We start from the raw sequence: 18,087 nt of genomic DNA on the forward strand, positions 1-18,087 counted from the left end.
GTCAGTCGCAATGCGGGTTTGACCCTGCCGGCGAGGGTTGGCGTATGCTCGATCGCCGTGCCCCCCCGCCACGTCGGCCCGTACGAGCTCCTCTCCGTCCTCGGACGGGGTGGGATCGGGACCGTCTACCGGGCGCGGCACCTCGCGACCGGCCACCTCGTCGCCGTGAAGGTGCTCGGCCCGGCCGCCGCCTCCGACCCGACCGCCACGCGCCGGCTCGCCCGGGAGTACGAGGTGCTCCGCAGGCTGGAGCACCCGAACGTGGTGCGCGTGTACGACGCCGGGATCGCGGACGGCTGCTCGTACCTCGCCATGGAGCTGGTCATCGGGCTCGACCTGCGCGCCTTCCTCTCCCCCGAGCTGGACGCGCCGACCACTCCGCGGGGGTCGCTCGACGTGCTGCTCACGCCCGCCGATCGCGGCGACGACGCGACCGAGACGAGCGCCGCCGGCCCACCGCCGGACGCGCGCGCCGCGCTCGCCGCGATGCTCGTCGAGCCCGCCACCGAGAACGACTGGCCCTCCGACGCCGAGCCGTCGAGTGGTGGCGTCGTGGCCACGCCCTCGCCGGAGCTCCTCGCCGCGCTGAGCCGCCCGGGCCGCCTCCTGCGGCTGCGCAGCGCCCTCGCGCAGGTCGCCGACGCGCTGGCGTACGTGCACGCCGCCGGCCTCGTGCACCGCGACCTCAAGCCCTCGAACGTGATGATCGACGACGCGCGCGTCGCCCGCCTCATGGACTTCGGGCTCGTGAAGGCCGCGGCGGAGGACCCGGAGGAGGCCCTCACCGCCATCGGCCGCGTGGTGGGCACCTACCGCTACATGTCGCCCGAGCAGGCGCAGGGGCACGACGTCGACGCGCGCAGCGACCTCTACAGCCTGGGCGTGATGCTCTACGAGCTCCTGGCAGGCTTGCCCCCGTTCACCACGAGCGACCCCGTCGCGCTGTGGCGCGAGATCCTCCACGGCACCCCGCCGCCGCTGCTCTCGGTGAACCCGGGCGCCGATCCCGTGCTGTCCCGCCTCGCCGAGCGGCTCCTGCAGAAGGATCCGGCGCGGCGGCCCGCGACCGCCGAGGAGGTCGCGCGCGTGCTGCGCGACGTGTGAAGGCCGCGCCCGCTTGCGTCGACCCGGCTCGCGCGCGGTTCGTGCACAGGCTCACCGCGAGCGGCATTTTCTGATCCGCTCGCCCTGACCCCTCGACGGGCTCGGGGGAAGCGCGAGCGGGAGTGGCTCGGCCTCGTCCCGGCCCCGCCCTCGTCGGACCTCCCCCGTATCCTCCGCCTGCCGTGTCGGACCTCCCCTCCTCTGCCCTCGACTACGGCGCCGTCGTGTCCGAGTACTTCCTCGGCCTGCGCGGCGCGGGGCTCATGCTGTCGCCGCTCGACGAGGAGGTCGTCGCCGACTGGGAGCGGCGCGGCCTCCCGGTCGCCGTGGTCTGCCGCGGCCTGCGGCGCGGCCTGGAGCAGCACGCCGAGAATGGCGCGGGCCGGCGGCCGCGGTCGCTTCGCGCGCTCCGGCTCGCCGTCGAGGACGAGTGGCGCGCCTACCGCAGCGGCCGCGTGGGCGAGGCGCCCCCGCCCGCGGGGGAGGACGCGGTCGCCTCGGCGCGGCTCGCGGCGGCGCGCGCGCTCCTCCAGGAGGCCGGACGGACGGCGCCCCCCGCCCTGCGCGACGCGTATCGCGCCGCCTGGCACTCGCTCGCCCCGGCCGCGGCAGCGGGGAGCCCGCTCGCCCACCTCGACGCCGCGCTGGCCGAGGGCGACCGGCGCATCCTCGCCGCCTGGCTCTCCTCCCTCGAGCGCCCCTCGCGCGCGGCGCTCGGCCGCCGCGTGCGCCTGCTCGCCGGCCCGCGTCCGCGGAGCGCGAGCCGCCGCTCGTACCGGGACGCGCTCCGCGCGCACGTCGCCGACGCGGCGCGGGCGGCGGGGGTCACGTGCCTGCGCGGTTCGGTGTAGACTCCGGCCCCCATGCCAGACCCCGGGACGACCTCCTGCGCCGACTGCGGCGGCAGCGGCTACGTCGTGGAGCAGGTGCTCGGGCACACCGCGCGCGCCCGCCGCTGCACGTGTCAGTCCGCCTGTCCGCGCTGCGGCGGGAGCGGCTACACGCTCGTGCCCTCCGCCGGCTCGATGGTCGCCCAGGTCTGCTCGTGCCGGCACCTCGACGAGCGCATCGGGCTCTTCAACCAGATCGGCATCCCGGCGGCGATCGCGAAGGCGTCGTTCGACGGGTTCAAGAGCTGGTCCCAGGATCACCAGCGCGCGAAGACGGCCGCCGAGGACTTCGCGCGCAAGTTCCGCAAGGACGCGCCGACCAAGGGGTACCTGCTCTACGGCCGCCCGGGAGCCGGCAAGACGCACCTCCTCGCGGCGACGCTGCGCTACCTCGCGCTCGAGAAGGGCGTCTCCGGGCGCTACGTGGAGTTCATGCTCCTGCTGTCGGACATCCGCTCCGGGTTCGACGCCAAGCACAGCCACATGGAGACCCTGCGGCCGCTCCTCTCCGTCCCGGTGCTCGCCATCGACGAGCTGGGGAAGGAGCGCGGGACGGAGTGGGAGCGCTCCATGCTGGACGAGCTCATCAGCCGGCGCTTCAACTCCGGCCTCGCGACGCTGTTCGCCACGAACTACTTCCTCGAGGCGCGCGCGCCTGCCGAGGAGCCGGGGCGCGTCGTCCGCACGCGCTCACCCGACTTCCAGCGCGAGGCGGAGGCCATGACGCTCGCGCAGCGCGTGGGCGACCGCATCTACTCTCGGCTCAACGAGATGTGCAGCTTCGTGAAGCTCGACCCGGGCCACGACCTGCGCAAGGACCGGCACGGCTCCGGGAGCGGCGGCTTCTGGGGCTGAAGCAGGCTCCCGTGTTCCGGCGCCGGGGCGACGATCGGCCGCGGACGGGGGTCAGCCGATGAGCCGCCGGTGCAGCTCGCGTGCGGCCTCGGGCAGCGCGCGCGCGTCGCAGTAAGCCGTCACGCGCAGCGCGGAGGTGAACAGCGCGCGGGCCGGCGCGCCGAGGCTGCCGAGCACCCCCGTCACCTCGCGCAGCACGCGGTGCCCGGCCGAGAGCCCCGTCCCCACGACGGACACCGCGCCGAGCCCCTCGTCCGCGATCTCGATCCCCGGCACGTCGGCGCGGAGCGCGCGCGAGAGGACGTCCCAGTCGTGCACGTTGTCGAGCGCGAGCACGAGGCCGGCCCGCTCGCCGGGCATCGCGATCTCCGCCGCGACGGCGCCGCGTCCCTCGAGGCGCTCGAGCACGGCCGGCAGCGCCTCCGCGGGGAGGCCGAGCAGCGCGAGCTCCTTCTGCGTGGCGACGCCGGCGATGCGCTCCGGGTGCGTCCCGCCGCGCACGACGGTCTCCTCGGCCCCGCCGAAGGTGGACCGGGCGTGGATGGCGATCCCCTTCTCCTTCGCGAACTCGACGGCCTGGGCGTTCAGGACCTTCGCCCCCGCCTGCGCGAGCTCCTGCATCTCGTCGTAGGAGAGCGCGTCGAGCCGCCGCGCGCCGGGGACCACGCGCGGATCGGCGCTGAAGACGCCCGCCACGTCCGAGTAGATCTCGCAGTCGCCGCCGAGCGCCGCGGCGAGCGCGACCGCGGTGGTGTCCGAGCCGCCGCGACCGAGGGTCGTGACCTCCTTGCGCGGCGAGACGCCCTGGAACCCGGCGACGATGACCACCTTGCCGCGCGCGAGCTCCTCCTGCACGCGGTAGGGCCGCACCTCGACGATGCGGGCGGAGGCGTGCGCGTCGGTGGTGATGATGCCCGACTGGCTGCCCGTGAAGCTGATGGCGTCGACGCCCTGGTCCTGGAGGGCCATGGAGAGGAGCGCCATCGAGATCCGCTCTCCGGCCGTGAGGAGCATGTCGAGCTCGCGCCGCGGCGGCGCGGCCGCGACCCGCTTGGCGAGCGAGAGGAGCTCGTCGGTCGTGTCGCCCATCGCCGAGACGACGACGCACACGTCCTTGCCGGATCGTCTGGTCGCGGCGACCTTGGCCGCCACCTTGCGCATCTTCTCGACGTCGGCGACCGAGGAGCCGCCGTACTTCTGCACGACCACGGGCATGGGGGCCTCCGGGCGCGGAGGATGCCCGCGAGCCGCCTGGCGGTAAAGGGCCGGGAGGGCGCGCGGGCGCCCGCCGGGAGCGGCGCGAGGGTGGGATATCGTCCCCGGCCCGGGCGGGTCGGGCCCGCCTGCTCGCCCGCCGCCCGCGCAGCGCGGTTGACCCCCGAGGAAGACCCCCTTATCTTCCGCCGTTCCGACGTCTCGGAGAGAAGGAACCGCCCAATGGCCCGCGTCACCGTCGAAGACTGCCTCCCCCTCGTCGACAACCGCTTCGCGCTCGTGCTGCTCGCGACCAAGCGGACCCGCCAGCTGATGGCCGGCGCCCGGCCGCTCCAGGGGCACGCGAAGAACAAGGCCCCCGTGGTCGCGCTGCGCGAGATCGCGACGGGCAAGGTCCGCTTCGACCGCTCGGTCCGCGACGCGCTGTCCGGCAAGTTCGACAAGGAGAAGTCGACGATCCCGGCCGGCCAGACCCGGACGCTGCGCTAGCCGCCTTCCGCCCGCTCGCGACGAGCGGGGCTCGGCGGCGGCGAGCCGCTCGATCCACGGGGCGCGCCCGAGCGAATCGGGGGCGCCCCGCGCGCTTTCCTGGAAGCGCTCAGTGCATCGAGCGGGCGCCCAGATAGGCGAGCTTCTCCCCGCCGCCGAGCCGGTAGGTCTGGCGCAGCTCGCGGAGCAGCCCCTCGATGTCGGCGCCCTCGACGAACCGCCCCTCGAGCCAGCGCGCGTACCCGTCGCCCAGCCGGTTCGCCTCGCGGTAGCGCGCGAGCGCCTCCGCGCCGAGGTGGGGGTGGTAGCGGACGCGCTCGAACAGGCGTCGCCGCAGCGCGCCGCTCGTCCGGCGCAGCCCGCGCCTCCACAGGTGCAGGAGCAGGAGCACGAACTTGTCCACCTCCGCCTGCGCCTCCAGCTCGAGGAGCGACACCGGCCGCCCTGCCGCGGCGCGGAAGGAGAGGTAGACGAAGTGCGAGACGCCCTCCGCCGCGCAGGCGATCCGCGCGAGCGCCGACCGGGCCACCAGGCGCGGGCGCGGGTGGTGCGGGTCGGCCGCCGCCGCCGTCTCCATCACCGCGTCGTCGAGGTACAGCCCGAGCGCGACGCCGTCCTCCTCCTCGAGCACCAGCAGCTCCTCCGGCGCCTGCGGGATCCGGCCCGCGGCCCGCGCCGCCTCTCCGCCGACGAGGAAGGCGGCCACGCCCGGAGCCTGCACCGCGTAGATCGCCTCGAGCTCGGCCTGGAGGAACGCGAGCGTCTCCCGCGCCCGGCCGCGCGCCTCGCGCGTCACTGCGGGAGCTCTCCCTTCCGCGGGGCGCCCGGACCGGCGAACAGCGCGACCCCGCGCTCGCGGAGGAGGTGCGCCACGCGCTCGGAGCGCGTGTGCAGGAAGCGCTCGTAGAGCCGCACGAGGCCGCGGTTCGAGCGGAGCTCCGACAGCTCCGCGATCTCGGCGAACAGATCCACGAACTGCTCGAAGCGGCCGGAGAGCTCCGCGTACAGCGCGTCGAGGCCGCGCTCCGACTCGGCCAGCGCCGAGTACGCCCGCTCGCCCATGGCGATGTAGTAGTCGACGTCGACCGCCGACCGCGAGATGGAGTCCGCGAAGAAGCCGGAGACGAACAGCGCCGTGTCCCCGAGCCGGCGCAGGTGCGCAGTCCGCGCGCGCCGATCGGCCTCGAGCGCCCGGAGCAGGATGAGGGCGAGCGGCTCCGCGTGGACGCTGCCGTCCGCCTCCTCGACGAACAGCTGCTCCTTCTCGAGGAACCGGGTGAGGAGGTTCACGAGGTAGAACTCGGTGACCTCCTGGATCTTGAGCCTGCGGGTGGAGAGCGTGTCCGCGACCATCTCGCGGAACCACTCGTGCGCCGACTTGCCGACCAGGATCGATTGGCTCACGCTTCCGGGCCCTCCTCGTCCTCCTGACCAGGCGCCCCTGCGTTCCTGACGAGGCGCTCCGCGCGCTGCTGACCAGGCGCTCTGCTCGCTCCGCGCCGAGCACCCCCTCGAAACGCTACGTCCTGCGACACCGCGCCGCAACCTCGCGAACCTCCGACCATTTTCCGCGCGGGAGGCGCGGCGCCGCGGCCGCTGAGCAGTCCGGCCGCCCGGGTGCCAGCCGGGGAGTCGGCACTCGATCGGGGCAACTGCCAGGTCGTCGGAGAAAAGCCCCGCTTTCCGAGATGTTCCGAAGACGCAGTGGCCGCTTGACACCCCGGGGCCGGTGGTTAGGATCCGCCGCGCCGCTGGCAGTCCGTCAGGTCGAGTGCCAGCGGCGTCCAGACCTTCTCATCGTCCCGGCGCGGCGCGTCGGGAACACACCAGGAGGCATCCATGACGAAGATCCGCCCGCTGCAGGACCGCATCATCGTGAAGCGCGTGCAGGAGGAGGAGAAGACGAAGGGCGGCATCATCATCCCCGACTCGGCGAAGGAGAAGCCGATCGAGGGCAAGGTGATCGCCGTCGGCAACGGCAAGGTCCAGGAGGACGGCAAGGTCCGTCCGCTCGACGTCAAGGCCGGCGACCGCATCCTCTTCTCCAAGTACGCGGGCACCGAGATCAAGATCGACGGCGAGGAGCACCTCATCATGCGCGAGGACGACATCCTCGGCGTGATCGAAGGCTAGCGAGCCCGCCTCTCCTCCCACAGAAACGGAGCACACCAGAATGGCTTCCAAGGAAATCATCTTCGATCAGAAGGCGCGCGACGCGATCCTCAAGGGCGTCAACACCCTCGCCGACGCGGTGAAGGTGACGCTCGGGCCGAAGGGCCGGAACGTCGTCATCGAGAAGAGCTTCGGCTCCCCGACCATCACGAAGGACGGCGTGACGGTCGCGAAGGAGATCGAGCTCGAGAACAAGTTCGAGAACATGGGCGCGCAGATGGTGAAGGAGGTCGCCTCCAAGACCTCCGACGTCGCCGGCGACGGCACCACCACCGCCACCGTGCTCGCGCAGGCCCTCTACCGCGAGGGCTCGAAGCTGGTCGCGGCGGGCCACAACCCGATGGAGATCAAGCGCGGCATCGACAAGGCCGTCGAGATCATCGTCGGCGAGCTGAAGAAGCTCTCGAAGCCGACGAAGGACCAGAAGGAGATCGCCCAGGTCGGCATCATCTCCGCGAACGGCGACGAGACCATCGGCAACATCATCGCCGAGGCGATGGAGAAGGTGGGCAAGGAGGGCGTCATCACCGTCGAGGAGGCCAAGGGCCTCGAGACGACGCTCGAGGTGGTCGAGGGCATGCAGTTCGACCGCGGCTACCTGTCGCCGTACTTCGTGACGGACGCGGAGCGGATGGTCGCGAACCTCGAGGACGCGTACATCCTCATCCACGAGAAGAAGATCTCGAACATGAAGGATCTGCTCCCGCTGCTCGAGCAGATCGCGCGCTCGGGCAAGCCGCTCCTCATCGTGGCTGAGGAGGTCGAGGGCGAGGCGCTCGCGACGCTCGTCGTGAACAAGCTGCGCGGCACGCTGCACGTCGCCGCGGTGAAGGCGCCCGGCTTCGGCGATCGCCGCAAGGCGATGCTCGAGGACATCGCGATCCTCACCGGCGGCCGCATGATCGCCGAGGAGCTCGGCCTCAAGCTCGAGCAGGTGAGCCTGAAGGACCTCGGCCGCGCCAAGCGCATCAGCATCGACAAGGACAACACCACGATCGTCGACGGCGCCGGCCAGAAGGCCGACATCGAGGCGCGCGTGAAGACGATCCGCGCGCAGATCGAGGAGACCACCTCCGACTACGACCGCGAGAAGCTCCAGGAGCGGCTCGCGAAGCTCGTGGGCGGCGTCGCGGTCATCAACGTCGGCGCGGCGACCGAGACGGAGATGAAGGAGAAGAAGGCCCGCGTCGAGGACGCGCTCCACGCGACCCGCGCGGCCGTCGAGGAGGGCATCGTCCCCGGCGGCGGCGTCGCTTACCTGCGCGCCGTGAAGGCGCTCGAGGGCGTGAAGGTGAGCGAGGGCGAGAAGTTCGGCCTCGACATCGTCCGCCGCGCGCTCGAGGAGCCGCTCCGTCAGATCGCCGGCAACGGCGGCTACGAGGCGTCCATCGTGGTGAACAAGGTGAAGGAGTCGAAGGACACCAACTTCGGCTTCAACGCCGCCACGGGTGACTACGAGGACCTCGTGAAGTCGGGCGTCATCGACCCGACCAAGGTCTCGCGCTCGGCGCTCCAGAACGCGTCGTCGGTCGCGTCCCTCATGCTCACCACCATGGCCCTCGTCGCCGAGAAGCCGAAGGAGGAGTCCGCGGCTCCCGCCGGCGGCGGGATGGGCGGCATGGGCGGCATGGGCGGGATGATGTAGCCCCCTCCCGGCGGCGCCGCCTCGCGGCGAAGCGCTGACGGGACGCTCGCAGGCTCGAAGGGCCGCCGGGAGACCGGCGGCCTTTTCTTTTTGATCGCGGGGAGTTCGCGCTGGGCCCCCGGGCGCAGCCCCCCGGGGGCAGCCCCGGCACGTGGACCCCGCCTTTCGCGGCACCCTCCCGCTCCGGCGGGCGCACGATCGCGGCATGAGAAAGCGCACCCTCAGGACGAAGTGGGCGACGGTGGAGCGGCCGGGCGACGTGGGGATGGACCTTCCTGCCGGCGTGACGGCGCAGCAGCTCGAGCCGACGGACTACCACCCCGTGGAGATGGAGCAGGCGCAGGAGGAGCCGGTGTTGAAGAAGGCCCGCGCCGTCGCCACGAAGGTGCGCCGCTCGCTGCGCACGCACCATTAGTCGTTCCGTCCCTCGTCCGACGCGGCTCGCGCGCGGCGCCGCGGCGCGCGCGCGAAGCGGTGGACGGCGGATGGACTCGCCGACATCACTGATCGTATGGTTCGGGGATGCGCACGCTTCGTGTCATCCCCTTCCTCCTGCTCTCGCTCTCCGCCTGCGCGCACGCCGGCCGGCAGGACTTCCGCTGCCCGGCTCGGGGCGGGACCGCGTGGCGCGAGCTCCGCAGCGAGCACTTCGTCGTCCAGACGGACTTGCCGCAGGGCCGGGCGCGCGAGCTCGCGAGCGAGCTGGAGCGGATCCTGGGCGCCGTGCGCCACGGCCTGTTCCGCACGCCGCCTCCGATGCCGGGTGCGATCCGCGTCGTGGCGCTCCGCTCGATCGAGGAGTTCGACCTGTTCGCGCCGCCGAAAGCCGGCGCGTTCTACGATCGGTCGAGCACGACGGTCGTGCTGCCCGGTGAGCTCGCCGAGGCGCAGCGCCTGGTGATCGCCCACGAGCTCACCCATCACGTCCTCGCGCGCGCCTTCGCCCGGCAGCCACCGTGGTTTGCGGAGGGCACGGCCGCGTTCATGGAGACGATGGGGGGAATCGGCGTGCCGACCCTCGGCGGCGTCCCCGCCTGGCGCTACCAGGCCGTCTTCCCCTATCACGGCGGAATCGGCGCCGTGCTCGTCGCCAGGGGCCGCCTCGACGCCCGCCAGTACGACCTCGCCTGGGCGCTCGTGCACTTCCTGAACAACCGCCGGCCCCGCGAGTTCGCCGAGCTGCAGGTCCGCTTCGGCCGCGGGCAGGACCCGGCCGCCGCCTGGCGGGAGGTGTTTCCGGCATGGGATCCCGCCGCCCCCGGCGGCGCGGAGCGGCTCGACGACGAGCTCGGGCGGTACCTGGCGAGCGGCAAGTACGCCTACAAGGACGTGAGGCTGCCCCCCTCGAGCGGCCCGAGCGAGCGCGCCATGACCGCGTCCGAGGCGCACGGCGTGAGGCTCTCGCTTCCGTGGACGAACCGCGGGAAGCCCTTCCGCATCGAAGCGGTCCTCGCGGAGGTGGACGAGGCGCTCGCGGAGGATCCGGGGAACGTCCCTGCGCTCTCGAAGGGCGCGGTCGCGCGGCCGGCGCAGGCGCTCGCCTACGCGCGGCGCGCGGTCGAGCTCCACCCGGAGAACGCGCGGGCCTGGCTGCTGCTCTGGGAGCACCTGCCGCAGGAGGACGCCGCTGGCCGGGAGGACGCGCTGCGCCGCGCGGTGCAGGCGGATCCGGAGAACGCGATTGCCCTGAACAACCTGGCGTGGGCGCTGCTCGGCGCGGGCAAGTCCGGGGAGGCCCTTCCCCTCGCCCGGAAGGCGGCGACCTTCGCGCCATGGGACTCCGCCGCGCTCGACACGCTCGCCGGCGTGATGGCCGACCTCGGCCAGTGCGCGGAGGCGTTGCAGGTGCAGCGTCGCGCCACCGACGTGCTCCCCGAGGCCGCGCCCGAGAAGGTGCGCCGCGAGTACACCGAGAGGCTCGAGCACCTCGAGCGGACGTGCCGCGTCGGCTCGAGCGGATCCCCGGCGGGCGCGGGCGCCCCGGCGCCCAGAGCCGCTGCGGGCGTCACCCTCCCGGCCGCGGCGAAGCTGCCGCGGGGAACAGGGCTCCTACCAGCGCGCCGAGCTCGGCGACGAGGACGTCGAGGAAGAAGAGCACGGGCAGCGCGATCGCGAGCCCGAGCACGAACCCCCACGCCCGGCGGTGGTGCGTCGCGAGCTGCGTCGCGACGAGCACCGACGCGCCGAACATGGCGAGCGTGAGCGTGCCCCCCAGCAACAGCGCCGCCGGCCAGGCGAGCCCCAGGAGGCGCAGGGTCCCCGCGAGGCCGACGAGGCCGGCTGCGTTGAGCAGGTCACGCCCGGTGCCGGCCCACCAGGCCCGCTGCTCCTCGTCGCGGAGGCGCAAGCCGACCTCCTGCACCAGCAGGAACGCGAGCACCGCCCCCAGGTAGGCGGCGATCGCCAGGCCACGGGGCACGCCGGCGGGTGGATCGATCGTGAACACGCTCGACCTCTACCAGAACCGCGTGCGCCTCGAGCGCGCCCCCGGAGGTCCGCGCCCCCCAGGCCGCGGTGAGCGGCGCTCCTACCCCGCCTTTCCGCCGCCGCGCTTGCGGTAGGCGGTCCCCTTGAAGAGCGCGACGAGCGCTCCCGCCTCGTCGGTCACGCGCACCAGGCAGGTCGAGAGCCGTGGGTTCACCGCCTCCTCGCGCGCGTCCGCCGTCAGCGTGCCGCCCGACACCGCCCGGATGAAGGAGATCGAGACGTCGATGGCGACGGCGATCTCCCCGTGCGAGTTCGCCGCGGCCGCGAAGGCGAGGTCCGCGAGCGTGAAGATGGCGCCGCCCTGCACGATCCCGACGCCGTTCAGGTGCCGCGCGCCGACCTCCATCCTCGCGACCGCCGCCCCGGGCCGGACCTCGACGAGGGTGATGCCGTTCTCGGAGGCGAACCGGTCGGCCTGGATGCGGGCGCGGATGACGTCCATGCCGCTCACGTTAGCGAACGGCGGCGTCGCGGGAAAGCCGGTCGCCCGGAGCGCGTCGCCTCGGCGCTCGCCCTCGCGCTCGGGGCGTCTACAGCTGCAGGTGGAGCCCCACGCCGGCGTAGCGGATCGACTCGACGAAGAACTGCCCGTAGGGCGAGGGTCCGTCGTAGTACTCCGCGAGGACGCTCCAGATCCGCGGCGGGTGTCCCTCGAGGCGCCACCACGCGGCCTCCACGCCGGCGCGCACGCCGAAGGCCGGCTCCCACTCCTGCTGCTCGGTGGACTTCACGTCGACGGCCGCGACGACCCTGAGGCCCTTCGTGGGCCCGGCGCGCGCCTCCGCGCCGGCGTGCGCCACCCCATCGTCGAGCGTGCTCGGCCTGCGGTTGAAGAGGTATTCGCCGCCCGCGTACAGGCGCAGCCACCCGAGCTCCTGCGACAGGATCAGCTCCGCGGACTCGAAGGACAGGTTCTCCCGCTCGACGTCGCTCTCGCTCCGCAGGAGCAGCTCGTCTCCGAGGTGGGAGCTCTGGTGGTACACGCGCGCGCGCGCCGAGAACCCCGCGCGGCGGAACGTCAGCGGGAGGCCGATGAGGTAGTCCGCGTTCAGGAGGTCGTCGCTGGGAGCGTCGAGATCGAACTGCGCGAACACCGCCGCCTCGACGCCGAGCTGCAGCCCTTCGCCGGGGTTCGGCCCGCCGACCCTGAAGAGGGCGAACCCGTCGCCGAGGCCGACCGAGCCCACGCTGATCGCATCCGTGCTGGTCGGGAACTCGCCCCGCAGGTACGACGCGAACGTGCGGATCGCCTTGGGATCCCCGACCAGCGTGCAGAACAGGCCGCCCTGCGGGAGGAACACGAGTCCGCTCTCCTCCCCCGCGTGGACGCCCGCGCCGCAGCGCTGGATGCGCCCCTCCTCGGCGGCGGCAGGCGCGCCGAGGGCCAGCAGGGCGGCGAGCGGGACGACTCGGGAGAACGGATTCATGGGCGCCTCCTCGGTGAGCGGCCGCACGCATGGACGACGGCCGACACCGTAGCGCGCCGGGCGGCCCCAGCGAGGTCCACCACCGGGGGCCACCTCCAACCGTGGCTGTGAGTGGATGGATGAGCGCCCTCGCCGCGCCCCACCCGCGCGATCTCGCGCCCGCGCCTCGACGCACGGCTTCCGCCGCGTGGATAGCGTTACGGAGATGAGGCCGATCGCCCGCCGCGCGGCCTGGCTCGGCGTCGCGCTCTGCGCGCACGCCTGCCGGTCCGATCCGGAAGCTCGCGTGGACCCCGCGCCCGCCGCAGCGCTGGAGACGCAGCTCGAGGCGCTCACCGGCGCCGACCTCGTCGGCGGCAACGCGCTCACCCCGATCGAGAACGGGGCGGTGTTCGACGCGATGGTGAAGGACATCGGCCGCGCAAGGCGGCACGTGCACGTGCTCAGCTTCATCTGGCGCGGCGAGGAGGGCCCCTCGCGCCGGATCACCGAGGCGCTCCTGCGGCGCGCGCGCGGCGTCGAGTGCCGCATCCTCGTGGACCCGTTCGGCTCGGCGAAGTTCGACGACCGGCAGGAAGCGGCGCTGAAGCGGTCCGGCTGCGAGGTGCGCCGTTACGGGCTGCGCTCGGACGCCCGTCCCACCGCGCGGAACCACCGCAAGCTCGTGATCGTGGACGGCGCCGTGGGCATCACCGGCGGGTGGGGACTGCACACCTCGTGGGAAGGCCGAGGCCGGGCGAAGGACGAATGGCGCGACTCCTCCGTGCGGGCGCGCGGTCCGGTGGTGGCGCAGATGCAGCGCGCGTTCGAGCAGAGCTGGCGCGAGGCGGGAGGGGAGCCGCTGCCGCCCCACGCCTACCCGGACCTGCCCGCCTCGGGGGAGACGGAGGCCGCGTTCGTGGCGAGCTCGCCGCGTGGCGATCGCGCCTCGGCCGCGGAGACGATGACGAAGCTCCTCGTCGGGGCGGCCACGAGGCGGCTGTGGATCGCGAACTCGTACTTCGTCCCCGACGACGGGCTGCGGGACCTCATCGCCGAGAAGGCGCGGCAGGGCGTCGACGTCCGCGTCCTCGCGCCGGGGCCCGTCCACGACGTCCCGCCCGTGCGCGCCGGGCAGCGCGCGACCTACGAGAAGCTGCTCGCGGCCGGGGTGAGGATCTTCGAGTACCAGCCCAGCATGATGCACGCGAAGACGATGCTGGTGGACGACCGCTGGGTGGCGATCGGCTCGACCAACCTGGACCAGCTCAGCTTCGATCGTCTCGAGGAGGGCTCCGTCGTGGCGCGCTCGCCCGCGCTCGCCGTCCACCTGGAGGGAACCCTCCGCGAGGACTTCGCGCGCTCGAAGGAGATCACGCGCGAGGAGTGGGCTCGGCGCGATCCGGTCGTGGACGTCGCGCGCGACGCGGCGTCGCTGTTCGACGAGTGGCTGTAGCGGTCGCGAGCGTCGGGGGGAGTCGGCGCGGCTCCGCCCGGACCGCAGCGGAGCCGCCCCCCCTTCCCCACCTCACTGACCGGCGACGAACGTCGCGGTCACGACCTTGTTCGCGTCGGCGGTCGCCGTGCACGACAGCCGATCGCGCGGATCCGGCAGGCACCCTCCCCACGAGCCGAGCACCGTGCCCGCCGGCGGCGTGGCGCGGAGCGTCACCTGCGTCGCCGGCGAGGTGTTCGGCACGTCGACGCGACAGGTGCCGGCGTTTCCGGTACACGCGAGGCCGCTTCCGGAGACGCTGCCCACCACCCCGAAGGTGCGCACGATGACCGCGTACGTCTCGGGCGGAGGGGGCTCGGCGGGCCACTCGAAGAACGCCGCGACCGCGGTGGCGCCGGTCACCCGGAGCGTGCAGCTCGAAGAATCGGCCGTCGGCGTGCACCCCTGCCAGCGCTCGAACGCCGTGGTGCCGGGCCGCGCCGTCAGCAGGAGCGACGTGCCGGGCGCCGCGTCGACGCGGCAGGTCCCGCTGAGCCGGCGGCAGTCGAGGCCGCCGCCCGAGACGCTGCCGGCGGTGCCGAAGAGACGCACGAACACGGGGTACGTCGACGCGGGAGCCGCCGGCGGCGGCGGATCGAACACCGCGACGACCGCCGTTCCGGCCGTCGGGGTCAAGGTGCACGAGGTGGGAGTGCCCAGGATGGGCGCGCAGCCCTGCCACTGACGGAACGTGTACCCGGCCGCCGGGGTCGCCTGGAGGGAGAGGGTCGTCCCGGCGGCCACGCTCACCCCGCACGTCCCCGAGCCGTTCGAGCAGTCCACGCCGCCGCCCGAGACCCGGCCGCGGCCGAACACGCGAACCGTGACCGGATTGGCCGTCGGCGCGGGCGGCTGGATGCTCTCGAAGCTCGCGATGACGACGGTGCTCTGCGCCGGCTTGACGGTGCAGGTCAGCGGATCTCCGCTCTGGGGCGTGCACCCGGTCCAGCCTGCGAACCTCACCACGTCGGACTCGAGCGCGGTGAGCGTCAGGGTCCCGCCGGAGGGCACGCTGCCGGAGCACTGCGCCGTGGCGGTCGTGCAGGCGATGGGCCCGCCGACGACGCCGCCGTGGAGCGACCCGAAGATGCGGACGAGCACCACGTTGCTCGTCTCGACCGGCGTCGAGGCCATGAAGGTGGCGGCGACGGTCTTCGCGAGGTCCATCGTGACGGTGCACGTGGGGGACGTCCCGCTGCAGGGCCCGCCGGACCAGCCCGCGAAGCTGGAGCCCTCCGCCTGCTCCGCGGTGAGCACGACCGAAGAGCCCCGGGCCTGGTCGGCGCCGCACACGCCGCCGTGACCCGTCGCGGCCGACCAGCTGCAGTCGATGGGTCCGGGAGCGCCGGTGATCCGGCCCGCGCCGGTGCCGTTCGCGGTCGTGGTCAGCCGGTAGGTCGCCGGCGCGTCGAACTGCGCGTCGATGGTGAGCGGCCCGCTCACGGTCACGACGCACGTTCCCGTGCCCGCGCACGGCGCGCCCCAGCCGGCGAAGCGCGAGTCGCCGATCGCGGAGGCCGTGAAGGTCACGGTGGTCCCGACCTCGAAGCTGGCGCCGCACGTCGTGCCGCAGCTCACGGCCCCGGACGAGCTCACGACGCCCGAGCCGGTGCCGGTCTTCCGGATCGTGATCGTCGCGGTCGGCGGCGGCAGCCGGTCGAACTGCGCCGTCACGACCACGTCGCCGTCGACCCTGACGCTGCACCCGCCCGTGCCGGTGCAGGCGCCGCCCCAGCCGGCGAAAGACGAGCTGCCGTCTGGGATCGCCGCGAACGTCACGGGCGTGCCCGCCACGTACTCGACGCACCCGGTGCCGCAGCTCGACCCCGCAGGCGTGGGGGTGATGGTCCCGCCGCCGGTGCCCGCGATCGAGGTCTCCACGCGGTACAGGGTGGGAGGGATCTCCCGGAACGTCGCGGTGACCGAGCGGTCCCCGTCGAGGGCAAGGTCGCACGCGGCGGTGCCGGTACAGTCGCCGCTCCAGCCGACGAACTCCCAGCCGGACGCGGGGATCGCACTCAGCGTCGCGGGATCGGTCGCGGCGAGCTCGGCGGAGCAGACGACCCCGCAGAGGATGCCGGCCGGCTCCGACGTGACGGTGCCCGCGCCCGACGTCGACACGGTGACCGTCGCGCTCGGCGGCGGCAGCGAATCGAACTGCGCCATCACGCTCGTCGCCTCGTTCACGGTGACGACGCAGGCGCCGGTACCGGCGCAGGGTCCGCCCCAGCCGGCGAACGTGGAGAGCGCCTCCCCCGGCGAGGCGGTGAGCGTGACGGTCGAGCCGAGCGGGTACGCCGCGCTGCACGCGGTCCCGCAGTCGATCCCGGCCACGTCCGACGAGACCGAACCGCTCCCGTCACCGATCTTCGAGACGGTCAGCAGGGCGGTGGAGGGCGCCGTCGCGACGAACTCGGCCTGCGCGGTGAGCGGCGCGCTCAGCGTGCACGTCGCGACGTCGCCCGTCGCGGTGCAGCCTCCCTGCGGGAACGACCACGCCACGGACGCGCCGCTCGCCGGCGTCGCGGTGAGCGTGACGGTGCCGCCGTCGACGTAGCTCGCCTCGCAAGCGCCGCCCGTGCCGCACGCGATGCCCGCGGGGTCCGACACCACCGTCCCGCCCGCCGTCCCGCCCCTCGCCACGGTCAGCTGGTACAGCGCGTCGAACCGCGCGCCCACCACCTTCGGACCGTCCACCACGAGGTCGCAGGTGAGTCCCGTGCAATCTCCTGCGAAGCCGCTGAACCGGTCTGTCGCCGACCGGCCCACGAGCTCGAGCGCCGTTCCCATGGCGAAGGAGTGATCGTAGCTGCCCTGGCAGGTGGGGCAGAACGCGTCGTCGACGGCGGGCAGCGAGGTCACCGTCCCCGCGCCGCGCCCGGTGCCCGAGATCGTGACCGGGTAGCCCGCGGCGGGGCCGACCCGTCCGACGATCCCGGTGCGAGCAGCGTCGAGCGCGACGGTGCTGAGCACGGCGAAGTTGCCGCTGGCGTCCGCGGAGACGGCGTCCAGGGAGCGGCCTGCCTCGATCCAGAACCCGCTCGCGTCCGCGACCGCTCCCGTGGCGCCGACGCGTGCCCCGTACAGCGCGGAGGACGCCCCGGCCGCGCGGCGGTACACGACCACGAAGCTGCTGCCCGAGGCGGTCACCGCGCAGTCACCCCCCAGGCCCGCCGGGGAGACGGGGAACGGCGCGGCGTCGGCGAGCGTCGCGTCCGCGTTCAGCCGGATCGCGGTGGTCGTGCTCGCGCTCTCGTTCCACGCGACGAGATACCGCCCGCCAGCCCACGCGAGGCGCGGGGCGGCGGCGGTGGCGGAGCCCGACGAAGCGTCGAGCCGACGCACCGTGCCCACCTGGACGCCGGCCTGCTTGTTCGTCACGCTCGCCGCGTAGACGCCCGTCGCCGAGACCGACGTACCGTGAACGCCCCAGGCGATGACGTAGGCGGCTCCGTCGCTGGCCAGCGACGGGGCGCGAGCCTCGCACGTGCCCACCACCGAGCACCCCGTCGCCGTCGTGGCGGCGATGGTCGCCAGCCCGTTGGACCGCGTGAGCGCCCCCTTCGCGTTCAGGTTCAGCCGCACGCCCCTGAGGTCCGCTCCGTCCTGAACCGCGACGAAGTACTCCGGCGGGGCGGCCGCGGAGAAGGCGCTGGCGACCGCGGGCGCTCCACGGACAGCGCTGGTGTACGCGTAGACGGAGACCGGCGCCGAATCCACGACCGGTGCCGCGCTGGACGATGCGCTCACGCGCTGTGCCAGCACCTGGGCCCCCTCCACCCAGACGACGAGGAAGTTCGTGCCGTCGAAGGTGACGGCCGGGGCGGTCTGCGACGCGCCGCTGCCGAGCGCGAACGGCGTGCCGTTCACGACACCGCTCGGTCCGACGTGGACCGCGCGCAGCGTCGGGCCTCCGTCGCACGTGCCGCCGCTGCAGGCCCGCTGCTCCCACACGACGAGATGGTTGCCCCCGGCCGCGTAGCCAACGGCCGCGTTCGAGTACGCGCTGGACGCGTCCGTCGCGCCGATCGTGAACTCGTGCGCGAGCGTCCCGTCCACCACGGCGTCGTCCCTGCCCTCCAGCGCCGGGCCGGGAGCAGAGGACGAGGAGCAGGCGGCCAAGACGCTGGCGGCGAGGAGAGCGGACGTTCGGACGCAGGGCCTTCGTGTGCGCCCGGCGTGCGGCGCGCTTCGCGGATCGAACATGTCTGGCGCCCCCCGGCGCTGTCGGGCAGGAGCCCGACCGTCAGTACGGGGAGAGAGCTATCACCCGCGAGCGAGGTGCTCCAAGTCAGGCGGTCTCAGTACAGGGACCCCCGATGTGCCTTT

15 protein-coding genes and 1 pseudogene are annotated in these 18,087 nt (G+C 73.6%); 9 read left to right on the top strand and 7 right to left on the bottom strand.

The window, feature by feature from the left end:
- Positions 1-57 precede the first annotated feature (57 nt).
- From ANAE109_RS19025 to ANAE109_RS19035, 3 genes are all read left to right on the top strand, one after another.
- Positions 58-1,104, top strand: coding sequence for a serine/threonine-protein kinase (locus ANAE109_RS19025; RefSeq protein ID WP_012098513.1), 1,047 nt, complete (start codon positions 58-60; stop codon positions 1,102-1,104).
- A 182-nt stretch (positions 1,105-1,286) separates the two neighbouring features.
- Positions 1,287-1,955: a hypothetical protein gene (locus ANAE109_RS19030; protein WP_041448510.1), complete on the top strand. Its 669-nt coding sequence runs from the start codon at positions 1,287-1,289 to the stop codon at positions 1,953-1,955.
- Positions 1,956-1,967: 12 nt separating this feature from the next.
- Positions 1,968-2,849, top strand: a complete 882-nt coding sequence (locus ANAE109_RS19035; protein WP_012098515.1) for an ATP-binding protein — start codon at positions 1,968-1,970, stop codon at positions 2,847-2,849.
- Between the two features lie 51 nt (positions 2,850-2,900).
- Here ANAE109_RS19035 and ANAE109_RS19040 read toward each other — a convergent pair whose 3' ends face one another.
- Entirely contained in the window at positions 2,901-4,064 is a 1,164-nt protein-coding gene (locus ANAE109_RS19040; RefSeq protein WP_012098516.1) for an aspartate kinase, read from the bottom strand.
- Between the two features lie 222 nt (positions 4,065-4,286).
- Here ANAE109_RS19040 and rpoZ point away from each other — a divergent pair, with 222 nt between their 5' ends.
- A complete protein-coding gene (gene rpoZ, locus ANAE109_RS19045; RefSeq protein ID WP_012098517.1) occupies positions 4,287-4,553 on the top strand; it encodes a DNA-directed RNA polymerase subunit omega in 267 nt (88 codons plus the stop codon).
- A 109-nt stretch (positions 4,554-4,662) separates the two neighbouring features.
- Here rpoZ and ANAE109_RS19050 read toward each other — a convergent pair whose 3' ends face one another.
- Both ANAE109_RS19050 and ANAE109_RS19055 read right to left on the bottom strand, forming a co-directional pair.
- Positions 4,663-5,349, bottom strand: a complete 687-nt coding sequence (locus tag ANAE109_RS19050) for a hypothetical protein (RefSeq protein ID WP_012098518.1) — start codon at positions 5,347-5,349, stop codon at positions 4,663-4,665.
- Entirely contained in the window at positions 5,346-5,957 is a 612-nt protein-coding gene (locus ANAE109_RS19055) for a hypothetical protein (RefSeq protein ID WP_012098519.1), read from the bottom strand. The genes ANAE109_RS19050 and ANAE109_RS19055 overlap by 4 nt, the downstream gene beginning before the upstream one ends.
- A 435-nt stretch (positions 5,958-6,392) precedes the next feature.
- Between ANAE109_RS19055 and groES the strand changes: the two genes are divergently transcribed.
- From groES to ANAE109_RS26220, 4 genes and pseudogenes are all read left to right on the top strand, one after another.
- Positions 6,393-6,686, top strand: a complete 294-nt coding sequence (gene groES / locus ANAE109_RS19060) for a co-chaperone GroES (protein ID WP_012098520.1) — start codon at positions 6,393-6,395, stop codon at positions 6,684-6,686.
- 40 nt (positions 6,687-6,726) lie between these two features.
- A complete protein-coding gene (gene groL / locus ANAE109_RS19065; protein WP_012098521.1) occupies positions 6,727-8,370 on the top strand; it encodes a chaperonin GroEL in 1,644 nt (547 codons plus the stop codon).
- 205 nt (positions 8,371-8,575) lie between these two features.
- On the top strand, positions 8,576-8,785 hold the full coding sequence (locus ANAE109_RS19070) for a hypothetical protein (protein WP_143828020.1): 210 nt from the start codon (positions 8,576-8,578) through the stop codon (positions 8,783-8,785).
- 953 nt (positions 8,786-9,738) lie between these two features.
- A pseudogene (locus ANAE109_RS26220) lies at positions 9,739-10,098 on the top strand (tetratricopeptide repeat protein); the annotation flags it as partial.
- Between the two features lie 277 nt (positions 10,099-10,375).
- Here the strand turns inward: ANAE109_RS26220 and ANAE109_RS25910 are convergent.
- From ANAE109_RS25910 to ANAE109_RS19085, 3 genes are all read right to left on the bottom strand, one after another.
- Positions 10,376-10,816: a hypothetical protein gene (locus tag ANAE109_RS25910; RefSeq protein ID WP_012098524.1), complete on the bottom strand. Its 441-nt coding sequence runs from the start codon at positions 10,814-10,816 to the stop codon at positions 10,376-10,378.
- Positions 10,817-10,897: 81 nt separating this feature from the next.
- Positions 10,898-11,299 carry a PaaI family thioesterase gene (locus ANAE109_RS19080; RefSeq protein ID WP_012098525.1) on the bottom strand — a complete coding sequence of 134 codons (402 nt, stop codon included), beginning with the start codon at positions 11,297-11,299 and terminating at the stop codon, positions 10,898-10,900.
- 88 nt (positions 11,300-11,387) lie between these two features.
- Positions 11,388-12,284 carry a DUF1207 domain-containing protein gene (locus ANAE109_RS19085; RefSeq protein ID WP_012098526.1) on the bottom strand — a complete coding sequence of 299 codons (897 nt, stop codon included), beginning with the start codon at positions 12,282-12,284 and terminating at the stop codon, positions 11,388-11,390.
- 205 nt (positions 12,285-12,489) lie between these two features.
- On the opposite strand from ANAE109_RS19085, the gene ANAE109_RS19090 reads away from it, so the two are divergent.
- Entirely contained in the window at positions 12,490-13,719 is a 1,230-nt protein-coding gene (locus ANAE109_RS19090; protein WP_049768642.1) for a phosphatidylserine/phosphatidylglycerophosphate/cardiolipin synthase family protein, read from the top strand.
- Between the two features lie 72 nt (positions 13,720-13,791).
- Here the strand turns inward: ANAE109_RS19090 and ANAE109_RS25410 are convergent, their stop codons facing one another.
- The gene (locus ANAE109_RS25410; protein WP_158305917.1) at positions 13,792-17,880 is read right to left on the bottom strand and encodes a hypothetical protein; all 4,089 of its coding nucleotides are present in this window, start codon (positions 17,878-17,880) and stop codon (positions 13,792-13,794) included.
- Positions 17,881-18,087: the final 207 nt, after the last annotated feature.

This window comes from Anaeromyxobacter sp. Fw109-5, from assembly GCF_000017505.1.
GTDB lineage: Bacteria > Myxococcota > Myxococcia > Myxococcales > Anaeromyxobacteraceae > Anaeromyxobacter.